Genomic DNA, 13967 nt, shown 5'->3' with positions numbered 1-13967 from the left:
GGTCTTGTGCAACTCACATGACCCCTGGGTACTGGTCGGTAAGGCGGACAGGGTTCAATGGCACGGCACCGCCTTATCACTCTGGGAAAGGCAGGACGACATGTCCGACTTCAAACCCGGTCTCGAGGGGGTCGTCGCCTTCGAGACCGAGATCGCCGAACCGGACAAGGAGGGCGGCGCCCTCCGCTACCGGGGCGTCGACATCGAGGAGCTCGTCGGCCGCGTCTCCTTCGGCGACGCCTGGGGCCTCCTCGTGGACGACAGTTTCGACCCGGGACTGGCCCCCGCCGACCCGCACCTGCTCCCGGTCACCTCCGGTGATGTCCGGGTGGACGTGCAGAGCTCCCTCCCCACCCTCGCCACCGCGTACGGGATGAAGCCGCTGCTCGACATCTCCGACGAGGAGGCCCGCGCCGACCTCGCCCGAGTATCGGTGACGGCGCTGTCGTTCGTCGCGCAGTCGGCCCGCGGCGTCGGTGTTCCCATGGTGCCGCAGAGCCGGATCGACGAGGCGAAGACCATCACCGAGCGGTTCATGGTCCGCTGGCGCGGTGAGCCCGACCCGAAGCACGTCCGGGCCATCGACGCGTACTGGGTGTCCGCCGCAGAGCACGGCCTGAACGCCTCCACCTTCACCGCCCGCGTCATCGCCTCCACCGGCGCGGACGTGGCCGCTAGCATCTCCGGCGCTATCGGCGCCATGTCCGGCCCGCTGCACGGCGGCGCGCCCGCCCGCGTCCTGCCGATGATCGAGAAGGTCGAGCAGCTCGGCGACGCCCGCAAGGTGGTCGCCGGCATCCTCGACTCCGGCGAGCGGCTGATGGGCTTCGGCCACCGCGTCTACCGCGCCGAGGACCCGCGCGCCCGCGTGCTGCGCCGCACCGCCAAGGAGCTGGACGCGCCGCGCTTCGAGGCCGCGAAGGCCCTGGAGGACGCCGCGCTGGCAGAGCTGCGCGAGCGCCGCCCGGACCGTCCGATCGAGACGAACGTGGAGTTCTGGGCCGCGGTCATCCTGGACTTCGCCGAGGTCCCGACCGCGATGATGCCCGCGATGTTCACCTGCGGCCGCACCGCCGGCTGGGCGGCGCACATCCTGGAGCAGAAGCGCACCGGACGCCTCGTCCGGCCGAGCGCCCGGTACACCGGCCCCGGCAGCCGTTCCATCGGGGACGTGGCGGGCGGAGCGGAGATCCTCAAGCGCTGACCCGTCCCCCCGCACGACGCGCCTTGAGGCCCCCGGCCCGGACCGGGGGCCTTTGCCGTGTCCGGGGCCTACTCCGGCGCGTTCCCGCCCTTCTCGCCCCCGGGCGGGCAGTCGGCCCTGCCCTGCCGGCCCGCGATGAGGCGGCCGCAGACCTCCTTCACCTCGGTCGTGCCGTCCTGCTTGATCGTCGCGAGGATGACCGGCCGGTCGATCACCTGGTGGCCGGTACCGCGGGAGCCGAACCGCAGCACGCCGCTGGCCCCGTTGCGCAGGACGTCGTGGTCCGGGTCGTTCAGCGCCGCGAACACCGACCCCGCCGACGGCAGCGCCTTCTCCTGCCAGTACACCTTGCTCGCCACGGTCGCGACGAGCGTGGCGGCGTCGTAGCCGACGGCGGCGCGCGTGATCGACGGCCGCTGCCCGGACCCCTGGTCCTCGTCGGTCATCTCCCGGACGGCAGGGTCGTAGTCGGAGTAGAAGGTCTGCGGCGACTGGTCGCCGATCCACCGCCACGTCCACGCCTCCCGCGCGGCCAGCGGCGTGAAGTACAGGTCGAAGGTGTTCTTGCGGCCGATGTCCTCGGCGTTGTCGCTGACGTACTTGGCGATCTCGTCGTCCGCCAGGACCAGCGGGCGCTTGGGGCAGGACAGTTCGAGGACGTTGATGAACGAGCGGAACTCGTCCGAACGTCCGGCGTAGTAGAACAGGTCGGGCTGGTCCTGGCACGCCTCCCGGACCGACCTGTTCAGTTCGCCCGGGTTCTTGTAGGGGCGCATCAGCGCCTTGCCGGGCCGGAACGCCTTCTGGAAGTCGGTGGCCAGGTTCCCGCTGTACAGGTCGTCGGGGTCGCCGTCGTAGATGACCACCGCGTCGTCGACCTTCCTGCCGCCGACGTCGCCGTGCCGCGCCCAGTACGCGGCGTGCGCCGCCGTCCGCGAGTTCGGGGACGCGAGCCGGAAGTAGTACGGCGAGTAGCCGGCGTCGCCGTCCAGCAGGGCCGTCCCGTCGTAGCTGTTGGCGGTGCCGACGAGGGGCAGCGCCGATTTGGCCAGCAGCTTGATCGCCTGCTGCGTCTGCCGCCGGCTCTGCTCGAAGCCGATCACCGCGACGATGGAGCGGTCCTTCAGCGCCCGCCTGCGGATCTGGTCGGCGACGTGCTCGGCGTAGCGGAACCTGGCGCCCGCGTTGGCGATCAGCACCCGCAGCCGCAGGTCGTCGCCCTCGGCGGCGTCGTTGAACCGCTTCTGCGCGATCGCCAGCCCGATCAGCTCGCCCTGCACCCCGGCGAGCAGGTCGATCCGCTTGTTCTTGATGGACGGGTCGGCGGTCACCGGGCCCAGGTAGACGACCGTCGCGTACGGCTTGCCGGACTCCTTGACGTGGTCGTTCTGCGCCTCGATCGCGTCCAGGACCTTGTTCAGCCGGTTGTCGTTGTTCTTGCCGCCGGAGTCCTCGCCGAAGCGGTAGGACCCGTCGGTGACGCCGACGCATTCGCCGTTCGCCATCCGCCTGATGCCGAACGGCGAGCAGTACTTCACCACCTGGACCGAGATCACGCTGATGGAGGCGGCGGCCACCGCGACCATCGCGATCCACGGCAGCGCCGGATGGGTGAGCCGGGGGCGGCGCCGCACCGGCCGGACCGGCGGCAGGTCGCCGCCCGGGTCGCGGGTGATGTCGACGCGCAGTTCCCTGCGCGAGCCGAGGACGCCGACGCGGCGCTGCTCCCGGGTGTAGCGGTCCCACAGGCCGCGCGCGGCGATGACGCTCTGCGGCTCGCCGGACGACATGTCCACCCGGACGGCCTGCGCGAGCCGGTCGACCAGCCGCGGCCCGGACGGGGCGGACGGGTCGTCGTCGGCCGGCGCGGTCGGGTCGACGCCGGCGACGACGATCAGCGGGTCGAACCCGGGCAGCCGGCCGGTCATCTGGCTGTCGGCGCGGACCCGCTCGACCAGCTCCACGAACGTCACGCCGGGGTGCCCCGCGGACAGGTGCTCGAAGATCAGCACCGGGTAGCGGACCCGTGCCCACGCCGCCCGCCGGTAGTCGCGCCGGTAGTTGCGGCGCAGGTCCTCCAGGAACGCGGCGACGAGCAGCAGGTCGAGCTGCTCGCCGTGGTCCTCCGGCTCGACCGGGCGCGGGTCGAACACGCCGAGCGCGAAACCGAGGAAGCCGGTGGAGTCGCGGTCGACGTAGGGCTGGCGGAGGAACCAGCTGAACCTCCGCACGCCGTACCAGCCGCGCGTCCGGGCGAGGATCTGCACGGTCACGAACGCGAGCCCGATCACGGCGGCGAGCACGGCGGACGCGAGGTCGAGCGCCGCCGCCGTCCCCGCGCTGATCAGCGCGACGACCGCGATCCCGATCGGGGCGATCTGCTCCAGGAAGGACAGGAACGTGGCGGGCCGGCTGCGCACCTCCTCCAGGTCGCGCAGGACGTCCCGGCCGCGCCGCCGGATCACCCGGTTCAGCTCGCGGCGCCGCGCGTTCTCGTTGTCGCCGACCGGCGGATGCGTCAGCCGCCGCACGAGCTGGTGGTTCTCCCGCTCGGTGGACGACGCGCCGCGCGGCGCCGGACGGTCCCCGGCGAGTCGGATCTCGCGCAGGTCGCGCAGCCACAGCGCCATCTCCAGCAGCGGGAACCGCAGTCCCGGCTCGCCCCGGGCACGGCTGCTCGGCTGCGACAGCTCGCGCTTGGCCTCCCGCAGCACGCCCGCGACGTCGGTGGCCGGGGTCTCGGCGGCGATGTGCGACACCGGGGCCCGCTCGTCCTCGCACCGGGACTTGAGCATCTCGGCCGCGTGGGACGCGGCGCGGCCCGGTCCGAGCAGGAGCAGCAGCGGCCGCAGCCGCTCCCGCCACCGCCACGGCGGTCGCTCCCGCAGCCGTTCGAACAGGTCGAGCACCCCGCGGAGCCGATCCTCGCTCAGGATCCGGTCGCCGTCGCCCGCCATGCGCCACGCCTCGCTCTCTCGCTCGCCTCCGCCCGGCCGCTCCCCCACCGCCGCCCTTTCGAAGATTGGACGCGCCGGGCAGCGAAAAAGATCGAAAATTTCCACTGATCATGCGACCGAGCATGAAACTCGGCCACTTTGTCATCATTGGCGCCATGAGTGAAGACCCCGCCGGCCGCGACGAGCCCCTGGAAGGCGACATCGGTCCCGCGTCCGGCATGGCGGCTCCCACGGCGCCGAAGCCCGACGCCGCCGAGGAGCTGCGCCGGTACGAGGCGGAGCGCGAGGAACGCCGCCGCCGCACCAACGCCGTGTCCGGCCGGATCGCCGTGATCGCCGCCGCCCTGTTCCTGGCGTTCCTGACCTACGACTCCGTCAACACGGCCATCGAGGCGCACTCCAAGGGCGACGACTGGCTCTACCCGCCCGCCGTGATCGCCGGGGTCTGCACGGCAGCACTGGCAGCCCTCCTGACCTGGACCCGACGCCGCCGGCGCAACTGACCTCAGCCGCCATCACGGGCCGGGCGGCCGGAGGGCGCTCTGCGCCCGGAGGTCGCACGGTCCGCCGGGCGGGAGGCCGTTTCGCGAGACGCGGAGCGGATCGGGAAACGGCCTCCCGCCCGTGACGGGGGTTCCAGGGGGTCGCCCCCCTGGGCAAACACAGGTCAGATAACCTCGGGTGAGTGACCGAAAGCGCGAATCCAAGCATTGACATTCCCGCCAATCTCAAGCCCGCGGACGGCCGTTTCGGGTGCGGTCCGTCGAAGGTGCGGCCCGAGCAGCTCGCCGCCCTCGCCGAGTCCGGTTCGACCTACATGGGGACCTCGCACCGGCAGAAGCCGGTGAAGTCCCTCGTCGGCCGCGTCCGGGAGGGGCTGGCCCAGCTGTTCTCCCTGCCCGAGGGGTACGAGGTCCTGCTCAGCAACGGCGGCACCACGGCGTTCTGGGACGCGGCCGCGTTCGGCCTCGTCCGGCAGCGGTCGCAGCACCTGACGTTCGGTGAGTTCTCCAGCAAGTTCGCCAAGGTCACCACGGGGGCGCCCTGGCTGGGCGACCCGACCGTCATCAGCGGCCCGCCCGGGACGCACCCGGAGGCGTCCGCGGAAGAGGACGTGGACGTCTACGCGTTCACCCACAACGAGACCTCGACCGGCGTCGCGATGCCGATCAGGCGCCCGGCGGGCACGACGGCGCGGGAGGGCCTCATCCTGGTGGACGCCACGTCCGGCGCGGGCGGCCTGCCGGTCGACGTTTCGGAGACCGACGTCTACTACTTCGCGCCGCAGAAGTGCTTCGCGGCCGACGGCGGCCTCTGGGTGGCGCTGGCGTCCCCGGCGGCGCTGGAGCGGATCGACGAGATCGCCATGTCCGACCGGTACGTCCCGGAGTTCTTCAACCTGAAGACGGTCGTGGACAACTCCGCCAAGGACCAGACGTACAACACCCCGGCCGTGGCCACGCTGCTGCTGCTCGCCGAGCAGATCGAGTGGATGAACGGCCAGGGCGGCCTTGAGTGGACGACGTCCCGCACGGCCGATTCGTCCCAGCGGCTCTACACGTGGGCGGAGAAGACGTCGTACACAACGCCGTTCGTGGTCGACCCCGCGCAGCGTTCGCAGGTCGTCGGCACGATCGACTTCAACGACGACGTGGACGCGGCCGCCGTCGCGAAGACGCTGCGCGCCAACGGGATCGTCGACACCGAGCCGTACCGGAAGCTGGGCCGCAACCAGCTGCGCGTCGGCATGTTCCCGGCGATCGACCCGGACGACGTCGAGGCGCTCACCGCCTGCGTCGACTACGTCGTCGAGCGCCTCTAGGCGAACGCCGTGAAACCCTCGGGGGCACCGCGCCGGGCCCCCGAGGGCCGTCCCCTCAGGCGACGGTCAGCAGACCGCCGGTGCCGCCCTCGCGCTCCACGACCCGGTGAAGCAGGCCGACGCGGTCGCTGTCGGCGTCGGAGCGCGTGAAGCCCGTCCACACGCGCGGGTCCATGTCGGTGTCTCGGGCGGTCGGCACGAAGGTGGCCGTCGCGAGCACCTCAGGGAGGTCACGGCGTCCGGGACGGCTTTCCATGCCGACCTTCAGGTAGGTGCCCTCGCGCAGCATGACGGCGGTGGCGAACCGCACCCGCGTGTGCCGCTCCGCCTCACGGAACCAGCGCGGGTTGGACGCCCAGTAGATGTTCTGGTCGGTGTCCACGGCCACGGTCAGCGGGCTGAGCGCGCCGCGGGCCAGGTGCACCTGGGTGGGGCGGTCGCGGTCGACCCAGGCCAGCGCGACCCGTCCGACCAGGGCTTCGAGGACCCCGGTGACGTCGGACGGGGTCCGGCAGCCGGCCAGCAGCTGGAAGACGGGCTCGCTGTCGGTCGTGCCGGACGCGGGCGGCGGCGCGAACCGGGCACGCAGGCCGGCTGCGTCGATGTCGCCGTTGTGCGTGGCGACGACCCCGGCCGACGGGCCGCCCGTGGCGGGGAACGCGGCGGCGGTGCCGGGGACGACCATCGGGCTGGCGTTGTCCGCCTCCGCCGGGGAGCCCTGCGTCGCCCAGCGGGTGTGGCCGAGCGCGACGGGCGCGCGGTCCAGCTCGGGGAGGAACTCCGGCCGCCAGATCCCGGAGAAGCGCCCGCGGCCCTTCACCACCCGGCAGCTCGCGCCGCCGGTTCCCGGCCCGCCGAGGCCGGGCCAGTCGCCGAGCAGCGCCAGGCCGGCCGAGTCCGTGCCCCGCTCCTCCGCGAGCGTTCCCAGCGTGACGAAGACGTCCGAGGCGAGCCCCGGATCCTCGGCGAAAGGCGAACGCAGCACCCCGAACAATCCGCACATGCAGGATGAGATGCAGATCATGGGCGGGCGGTTCGAGCCGGGTGGCGGGCCGAATAAGCTCGGGGGCGTGAACCGCGCGCCCCAATGGCTGCTTCCCACCGTGCTGACCGCGCTCGTCCTGGCCGTGGTCGTCGGTGCGCTGCTGAGCTGACCGGCGCGAAGTCACATGATCGTCGGGGCGCGGAACGGGGATGATCGGGCCATGACAGCACGCCGCGCCGCCGTCCGCGCCTGTGCCGCGACCGTTCTCGCCGGCACCGCCGTGTGCGTCTTCTCGCCGGCCGCCTCCGCGGGCCCGCCGGCCGCGCGCCGGGACGACAGGGTCGCGTTCACGATCAAGGATCCGCGGATCACCGAGTCCAGCGGGCTCGCGGCGAGCGCGCGGCATCCGGGCGTCGTCTACACCCACAACGACTCCGGCGGCGTCCCGAAGATCTACGCGCTCGGCCCGGACGGGCAGGTCAAGGCCGTCCTCACGGTCGGCGGCGCCGGGGCCCGCGACTGGGAGGCGATGGCGCTCGGCAAGGACGGCCGGGGCCGCCCGGCGATCTTCGTGGCGGACATCGGCGACAACCTCGGTGGCGCGTGGCCGTACGTGACCGTGTACCGGATTCCGGAGCCGTCCAGGCTGCAGAGCCGGACGCTGTCCGCGACCCGGTTCCGGATCAAGTACCCGGACGGGCCGCGCAACGCCGAGACCATGATGATCAACCCGCGCACCAACCGGCTCTTCATCGCCAGCAAGCTGTTCGGCGGCAAGATCTACGAGGCGCCGGCGCGGCTGCGGACCGGCGGGTTCAACGTGCTGCGCAAGATCGGGGACGCCCCGGCCATCGCGACCGACGGCGCGTTCTCCCCCGACGGCCGGACCTGCGTCATCCGCACCTACTTCGGCGCCCGCCTGTACTCGGTGGACGCCGACGGCCGTCCGGGCGAGACGCTGAAGACGATCGACCTCCCCATGCAGTCGCAGGGCGAGTCGGTGACGTTCACGGCCGACGGCAGGTCCCTGCTGGTCGGGTCGGAGGGCAGGAACCAGCCGGTCTACCAGGTTCCGCTCCCGGAGGAGGCGCTGCCGTCGCCGTCCCCGTCGCCCAAGAACGCGGGGAACGGCGGGAACGGCCACCGGGACGCATCCAACACGCGGATCGGGCTGTTCCTCGCGCTCGCCATCGCCGCGGCGGTCGGCTACGGGCTGATGCGGCAACGGCGGTGACGGCCGGGGCCGATGTGACGGGTGCGAATCGGCGGACCTGACCGGCACGATGGAAGTCGGTTTCGGAGGGCGATCGGATCGTGGAAGGGGGCGACGGTCCCGCGGGGACCCGTGTGAGGATGCGGACTGTGGAGCATGAGCTGGTGGGACTCGCGGGTTCCGGCGGGCGGTGGCGTCCCGTCGCCGCCGGTCCGTTCACCGTCCTCGCGGTGGCGCTGGCGCTGCTGCCGATCCGGCCGGTGTGGCTGTGGGCGGCGCTGATCGGCGCCGTCGCGGCGATCCCGTGGCTGCTGGGCGCGGCCCCGGAGGCGCGCCGCCGCCGTCCCCGGCCGTACTGGCGGCTGTCGGCGGCCGGCCTGGAACGTCTCGGGCCCGGTGGGCTGATCATGGTCTCCTACGAGCGGTCCCGGATCGACGGCCTGGCGATCACCACCGGCGACGGCATGCTGACGGTGTTCCACAGGTTCGGGCGCACCGCGGTGGGCGGGATGACCGCGATGGGCCTGGAGCCGCTCGCGGTGTTCGTGACGGCCCGCCGGCTCGGCATCCCGATGCACGTCCTGGACGGCGAGGCGAACGACCTCCTCGATCCGGCGCTCGACGAGGCCCTGCGCGCGTCCGGGCTGGAGGACGACGTGCCCGGGGGCGGCCCGCTGCCACGCGACCACGTGGCCGAGAAACGGCTGCTCGACCAAGAGGCGGCCCTGCTGGCGGCGGCGCACGAGCCGCCCGCCGAGACGGCCGCCGCGGCCGGGCGGACGCGCGACGAGCAGCGGCTGGACACTCCGGAACCGCTGCCCAGCCGCCGCCGGATCGTGCTCCTCGGCGCGCTCACCGCGCTGCTCGGCTCCGTCATGATCATCCGGATCGCGGTGGACGGGACGGGCGAGTTCGGCGCCCGGCTCGCCGCGGGCTGCTGGGCGCTCGCCGCGGCCGGCGGCGTCCTCGCGGCGCGCCGCCGGCTGCTGCGGGCGGCGCAGATCCGCTGGACGATCACCGCGGAGCGGCTGCGGGTGCGGGCCCGCCCCGGCCGCCGCCGGGAGATCCAGGACCTTCCCGCGGGGGACGTCGCCGCGGTCGTCGTCGGGCCCGGCCTTCGCCTCGACCCGCTGAGCGGCGAACCGCGCCGGGCCGACCTCGCCGCGCTCGCGTTCGGGCACCGGCTGGAGCTCGTCGCCCGGCTGCCCGCGCACGGCCTGGACGGCTTCCAGCTCGCGCACGCCCTCGACGACCACGGCTACCGGGTGATCACGCCGGGCGCGAAGGCGCCGCGCCGCCCCGACTACGGGCTGGAAGGGCTGCCGGAGATCTTCGCGCAGGTGCCCGGCGGGCGGCTCGTCGTCGCCGACGACGGGCTCGGCTGGGCGGACGCCGCCGGCGACGTCGTCCTGAAGATGCCCCAGGACCGCATCGGCGGCATCGAGCTGCTGACCATCGCCGGGCACGCCTGGGTCCGGCTGTACGACTCCGACGGCGACGAGTTCTTCGCCGCGCCCCTGTCGGCGCTGCGGATCTCCCGCACCGACCTGCGCGACTCCGCCCGCCGCGCCGGGCTGCCCGTCAACGACGCCGAATACGACGCCTACCTGAGCGCCGCGTTCCATTCGGCCGTGTCCACGCTCGCCGCCGATCCTGCACCCGCCGCAGCTCCGGTGCCCGCGCAGAGCGTGGGTTCCCCCTCCCAGCCCGATCTCGCGGAGGGGCACGACTTCACGTTCCCGGTCTCCGCACCACCCAGCCCTGCCACGGCACCAGGTGCGCTCTTGGACGCGACCCGCCGCTCCCGCATCGGCACGTACGGGATGAGCGTCCTGCTATGCGAGGCGGTCGCGCTGCTGGGTGCGGTCTGGCTCGGCCCAGACCTGGGCGGGTTCAACGCCACGGCGAGCTGGTCGGTTCCCCTCGGGTTCGCCATCGGGCTCTTCGGCTACTGGCTGTACGACCGAAACCGGTCGCAGCTGCGCGTGTCGTCCGCCGGTCTCGCCGTCGTCACCCGGCGCGGCAAGGTCGAGTGGGATCTGGCCCGCGACCGCATCGGCGGCGTCGGCATCGACGAGGCGGCCGAGCGGATGCCCCGGCTCGTGGTGTGGGGGCCGTCCGGGCGGGTGCTGCGGCAGATCACGTTCCCGCCCGACCTGGACGAGCTGCGCCGCGCCTGCGAACGCTACGGCGTCCCCTGGGGGCCGCCGGACGCCGACCGTCCCGCCCCTCCGCCGCCGGAGCTCTGACGCAGCGACCACGTCTTCAGCGACTCGTACGTCACCTGGCTGTAGTCCTTGCCGGGCAGGTGGCTGCGCATCAGGTGCACGGAGTCGGCCGTCCACGACACGCCCGCGAACGATGACAGCGCCTCGACGAGCCATCGCACGTCCACCGGGCGCCGGGTCCGCGCCAGCGTCATGTGCGGGCGGAACCCCTTGTGCTTGTCGGGCAGCGTCCCGACGCGGCGGCCGGCGGCCGTGGTGGACGCGGCCAGCCGCGCCAGGCTGCGCCGGTCGCCGTACAGGCCCGTCCACAGGACGCGGGCGTGGGCGCCATTGGCCGGGAACGCGCCCGCACCGGCCAGCGACAGCGTCATCCGCTCGTGCCGGCGGGCGGCGCGTTCCAGCCTGGGGAGCAGCTTGTCCAGGGTGCGGTCGTCGACCTCGCCGAGGAACGTCAGCGTGACGTGCAGCAGGTCGCGCCGGATCCAGCGCAGGTCGGGGAGCGCGTCGAGGTGCGGCCTGACGGCCTCCTCAAGCTCGTCCAGCACGTCCGGCGGCGGGACGAGCGCCACGAAAAGCCTCATGAGAGCGTCCGGAGGGCCACCCCGCCAGCTTTTCAGCAGGTGGCGCCCGTTGTCACGCGGATAGGCGGGACGGCCTTCATCCTTCGGCGGCCCGGGCGCGGCGGAACCGGGCCAGCGCGGGACGCACCCGCCCCCGCTCGTCCGGCGCCCACCGCAGCGCCAGCACGCCCACCGCGGCGGCGGCGACGGCGGAGATCAGCCCGCCGAGGATCAGGCTCATCCGCGCGCCGAAGTGCTCGGCCAGCCAGCCGATCGTGGGTGCGCCCACCGGGTTCGTCCCGAGGAAGACGAGCATGTAGAGGGCCATCACCCGGCCGCGCATCTCCGGCGCGACGCCGAGCTGGACGGTCGCGTTCGCCGCCGTGGTGATCGTCATCATCGCGATGCCGGTCGGGACGAGCAGCACCAGGAACGACCAGTACGTCGGCATGAGGCCGGTGAGGACCTCCAGCGTCCCGAACGCCAGGCCCATCGCCACCAGCAGCCGCAGCCGGGGCCGCGCCACGCGGCGGGCGGCCAGCAGGGCGCCGCTGAGCGCGCCGAGCGCCAGCATGCTGGACGCCAGGCCGAACGCGGACGCGTCGGTGTGGAAGACCTCCTTGGCGACCAGCGCGACCGTGGTGGTGAAGTTCATGCCGAACATGGCGAGGAACCCGATGAGGATCAGGACGAGCATCAGGTCCCGGCGTCCGCGCACGTAGCGGAGCCCCTCGCGGAGCTGCCCCTTGGCGCGCTTGACGGGGACGGCGTGACGCAGCTCGTCGGTCCGCATCGCGTACAGGCTGAAGAGGACGGCGCCGAACGACGCCGCGTTCACCAGGAAGACCGGGCCGGTGCCGATCAGCGCGATCAGCACGCCCGCGACGGCCGGGCCGAGCAGCCGGGCGCCGTTGAAGGTGGCGCTGTTCAGCGCGATCGCGTTCGGCAGGTCGCGCTTGCCGACCATCTCGACCACGAACGACTGGCGGGTCGGGTTGTCGACGACGGTCGCGACGCCGAGCCCGAACGCCAGCAGGTACACGTGCCACACCTGCGCCGAGCCGGACACCGCCAGCAGGCCGAGGATCAGCGCGAGCACGCCCATCGAGACCTGCGTGAGCATCAGGACCCGGCGCTTGGGGTAACGGTCGGCGATGACGCCGCCCCACAGGCCGAACAGCAGCATCGGCAGGAACTGCAGGCCGGTCGTGATGCCGAGCGCGGTGCCGCTGCCGTGGGCGAGGCCGAGTACCAGCCAGTCCTGCGCGACCCGCTGCATCCACGTCCCGGTGTTGGAGACGACCTGGCCTGCCGCGTACACCCGGAAGTTGCTGTTGCGGAGCGACCGGAACATGCCGCCGCTGCGCTCGGCCTCATCGCCAGAGTGCTCCACCGGCTCGCGGACACCCTCTTGGAACGTTCCGCTCGCCTCGGGCACGACACCCGCTCCCTCCCGCCCGAGCGCAACCTCAGCAGGCGGTGCGGCCTCACCAGTCGCCGCAGAATCAGCAGGCGGCGCGGAATCAGCGGGCGGGGTGGAGGTGTCGGCGGCCGCGCGGGTGGCGGGGCGGGGCGGGGTGTGCGCGCTCGGATGGGCGGCCGCGGGGCGACGGCGGCGGGGGCGCGTGGGAGGCGCGGTCAGGGGGGACGGTTTGGCGGCGGCGGTCCGGGGCGGGTGTACGGGCCGCCGGCCGTGGGGGCCGCGCGTCGCGGTCCCCTCCGGTTCGTCGGGGCCTTCGTTAGCAGAAGTCATTACCAAGGCTAACGGTAATCGGAGCGGCCGCATTCCGGCAAGGGCATATCCGGACGATCACACCGGCGGGCCGCCCGAATCCCGCCGCGAGGTCAGGAACGGCTGAGCTTGTCGATGACCGGAGCGGCCCGGCGGAGGATCTCCCGCTCGTCGTCGGTCAGCTCGCCGAGCCGCTGGGCGAGCCACGCCTCCTTGCGGCGCCGTTCGTCCGCGAGCAGGGCGGCGCCCTCCTCGGTCGCGTTCAGCACGACCTGGCGCCCGTCCGTCGGATGCGGGCTGCGCGCGACCAGGCCCCGCTCCTCCAGGTAGGCGATCACACGGGTCATCGACGGCGGCTGCACCTTCTCGTGGTCGGCCAGCTCGCGCGGCGTCATCGACCCGTGCCGCTCGATGGCGGCGAGCGCGGCGAACTGCGTGAGCGAGAGCGGGCTCGGGCCGGCGTCGCCCGCCGCGGACGGCCGCAGCGTGCGCAGCCTGCGCGAGAGCCGCGCGATCGAGATGCGCAGCTCCTCGGCCAGGCCCGGCGCGGACGCCGTGCGGCCCCGGATCGGTGGGGTGGTCATCGTCATTGGTCTCCCGTGCTGCTGCCCATGCTGCCACGCCGCCGCTTGACACACTCACTAAGGCTATTAGCCTCTAAGCTAGCGATATTAAAGGAGGATCGGAATGCCCCGTGCGGGACTGTCGCCGGACGCGGTCGTGGACGCCGCCGTCGCCGTCGTGGACGCCGGGGGTCCCGGTGCCCTCACGCTGGCGGCGGTGGCGGGAAGGGCAGGGGTCGCGACGCCCTCCCTCTACAAGCATGTCCGCAATCTCGCCGAGTTGCGACACCTGGTCACCGCACGCGTGCTGGAAGAGCTGGCCGGACGGCTCGGGGAGGCGGCGCTGGGACGGTCCGGCGACGACGCCGTCCGGGCGCTCATGTACGCCTACCGGTCCTATGTGGTGGAGCACCCGGACCGCTACGGCGCGATGGAGCAGACGTCCGCCCAGGACGACTCCACCGCACGCGACGCCGCGGCGGAACGCATCCTGAACATCCTGTACGGGGCCCTGCGCGGCTATGCGCTGGAGGGCCCGGAGCTCGTGCACGCCGCCCGCTGCCTGCGCTCGGCCGTGCACGGGTTCGCCGTCCTGGAGGCGGCGGGAGGCTTCGGGCTGCCCGCGGACCTGGAGGCCAGTTATGAGCTTCTCATCACCATGGTCATCGGAGGTCTGGCCCAGGGCCGCCACGTAGCCTGATCC

General features: G+C 73.1%; 12 protein-coding genes. 7 read left to right on the top strand and 5 right to left on the bottom strand.

Annotated elements, in window-relative coordinates; translation table 11 throughout:
- Positions 1-100 precede the first annotated feature (100 nt).
- The gene (locus ACQPXG_RS06985; protein WP_433466789.1) at positions 101-1204 is read left to right on the top strand and encodes a citrate synthase 2; all 1104 of its coding nucleotides are present in this window, start codon (positions 101-103) and stop codon (positions 1202-1204) included.
- Positions 1205-1272: 68 nt separating this feature from the next.
- Here the strand turns inward: ACQPXG_RS06985 and ACQPXG_RS06980 are convergent, their stop codons facing one another.
- Complete coding sequence (locus tag ACQPXG_RS06980) at positions 1273-4161, bottom strand: ABC transporter substrate-binding protein (protein ID WP_433466788.1); 2889 nt, start codon at positions 4159-4161, stop codon at positions 1273-1275.
- A 155-nt stretch (positions 4162-4316) separates the two neighbouring features.
- On the opposite strand from ACQPXG_RS06980, the gene ACQPXG_RS06975 reads away from it, so the two are divergent.
- Together ACQPXG_RS06975 and serC are read left to right on the top strand one after the other, a co-directional pair.
- Positions 4317-4664: a hypothetical protein gene (locus ACQPXG_RS06975; RefSeq protein WP_433466787.1), complete on the top strand. Its 348-nt coding sequence runs from the start codon at positions 4317-4319 to the stop codon at positions 4662-4664.
- Positions 4665-4846: 182 nt separating this feature from the next.
- Positions 4847-5983, top strand: a complete 1137-nt coding sequence (serC, locus tag ACQPXG_RS06970) for a phosphoserine transaminase (protein WP_433466786.1) — start codon at positions 4847-4849, stop codon at positions 5981-5983.
- 55 nt (positions 5984-6038) lie between these two features.
- Here the strand turns inward: serC and ACQPXG_RS06965 are convergent, their stop codons facing one another.
- Positions 6039-6968, bottom strand: a complete 930-nt coding sequence (locus tag ACQPXG_RS06965; protein WP_433466785.1) for a class II glutamine amidotransferase — start codon at positions 6966-6968, stop codon at positions 6039-6041.
- A gap of 16 nt (positions 6969-6984) precedes the next feature.
- Between ACQPXG_RS06965 and ACQPXG_RS06960 the strand changes: the two genes are divergently transcribed.
- From ACQPXG_RS06960 to ACQPXG_RS06950, 3 genes are all read left to right on the top strand, one after another.
- Positions 6985-7137, top strand: a complete 153-nt coding sequence (locus ACQPXG_RS06960) for a hypothetical protein (protein WP_433466784.1) — start codon at positions 6985-6987, stop codon at positions 7135-7137.
- A 51-nt stretch (positions 7138-7188) separates the two neighbouring features.
- A complete protein-coding gene (locus tag ACQPXG_RS06955; protein ID WP_433466783.1) occupies positions 7189-8202 on the top strand; it encodes a hypothetical protein in 1014 nt (337 codons plus the stop codon).
- 128 nt (positions 8203-8330) lie between these two features.
- On the top strand, positions 8331-10430 hold the full coding sequence (locus ACQPXG_RS06950; RefSeq protein ID WP_433466782.1) for a hypothetical protein: 2100 nt from the start codon (positions 8331-8333) through the stop codon (positions 10428-10430).
- On the opposite strand, the gene thpR is transcribed toward ACQPXG_RS06950, so the two are convergent.
- The 3 genes from thpR to ACQPXG_RS06935 form a co-directional block, all read right to left on the bottom strand.
- Positions 10367-10990 carry an RNA 2',3'-cyclic phosphodiesterase gene (gene thpR, locus ACQPXG_RS06945; RefSeq protein WP_433466781.1) on the bottom strand — a complete coding sequence of 208 codons (624 nt, stop codon included), beginning with the start codon at positions 10988-10990 and terminating at the stop codon, positions 10367-10369. The genes ACQPXG_RS06950 and thpR overlap by 64 nt on opposite strands.
- A 76-nt stretch (positions 10991-11066) precedes the next feature.
- Positions 11067-12323, bottom strand: a complete 1257-nt coding sequence (locus ACQPXG_RS06940) for an MFS transporter (RefSeq protein WP_433469911.1) — start codon at positions 12321-12323, stop codon at positions 11067-11069.
- Between the two features lie 491 nt (positions 12324-12814).
- Positions 12815-13285: a MarR family transcriptional regulator gene (locus ACQPXG_RS06935; protein WP_433466780.1), complete on the bottom strand. Its 471-nt coding sequence runs from the start codon at positions 13283-13285 to the stop codon at positions 12815-12817.
- A 103-nt stretch (positions 13286-13388) separates the two neighbouring features.
- Here ACQPXG_RS06935 and ACQPXG_RS06930 point away from each other — a divergent pair, with 103 nt between their 5' ends.
- Positions 13389-13964, top strand: a complete 576-nt coding sequence (locus ACQPXG_RS06930; RefSeq protein WP_433466779.1) for a TetR-like C-terminal domain-containing protein — start codon at positions 13389-13391, stop codon at positions 13962-13964.
- Positions 13965-13967 lie beyond the last annotated feature (3 nt).

The sequence above is a fragment of the Spirillospora sp. CA-128828 genome (genome assembly GCF_050945415.1).
GTDB lineage: Bacteria > Actinomycetota > Actinomycetes > Streptosporangiales > Streptosporangiaceae > Spirillospora.
Note: the sequence above shows the minus strand (reverse complement) of the source record. Positions and strands in the feature narration are given on the sequence as shown.

Bases quoted from the DNA above. Each gene is read 5' to 3' on its own strand.
- ACQPXG_RS06985 (WP_433466789.1), top strand. From the start codon at position 101: ATGTCCGACTTCAAACCCGGTCTCGAGGGGGTCGTCGCCTTCGAGACC.
- ACQPXG_RS06980 (WP_433466788.1), bottom strand. From the start codon at position 4,161: ATGGCGGGCGACGGCGACCGGATCCTGAGCGAGGATCGGCTCCGCGGG.
- ACQPXG_RS06975 (WP_433466787.1), top strand. From the start codon at position 4,317: ATGAGTGAAGACCCCGCCGGCCGCGACGAGCCCCTGGAAGGCGACATC.
- ACQPXG_RS06960 (WP_433466784.1), top strand. From the start codon at position 6,985: ATGCAGGATGAGATGCAGATCATGGGCGGGCGGTTCGAGCCGGGTGGC.
- ACQPXG_RS06955 (WP_433466783.1), top strand. From the start codon at position 7,189: ATGACAGCACGCCGCGCCGCCGTCCGCGCCTGTGCCGCGACCGTTCTC.
- thpR (WP_433466781.1), bottom strand. From the start codon at position 10,990: ATGAGGCTTTTCGTGGCGCTCGTCCCGCCGCCGGACGTGCTGGACGAG.
- ACQPXG_RS06940 (WP_433469911.1), bottom strand. From the start codon at position 12,323: ATGTTCCGGTCGCTCCGCAACAGCAACTTCCGGGTGTACGCGGCAGGC.
- ACQPXG_RS06935 (WP_433466780.1), bottom strand. From the start codon at position 13,285: ATGACCACCCCACCGATCCGGGGCCGCACGGCGTCCGCGCCGGGCCTG.
- ACQPXG_RS06930 (WP_433466779.1), top strand. From the start codon at position 13,389: ATGCCCCGTGCGGGACTGTCGCCGGACGCGGTCGTGGACGCCGCCGTC.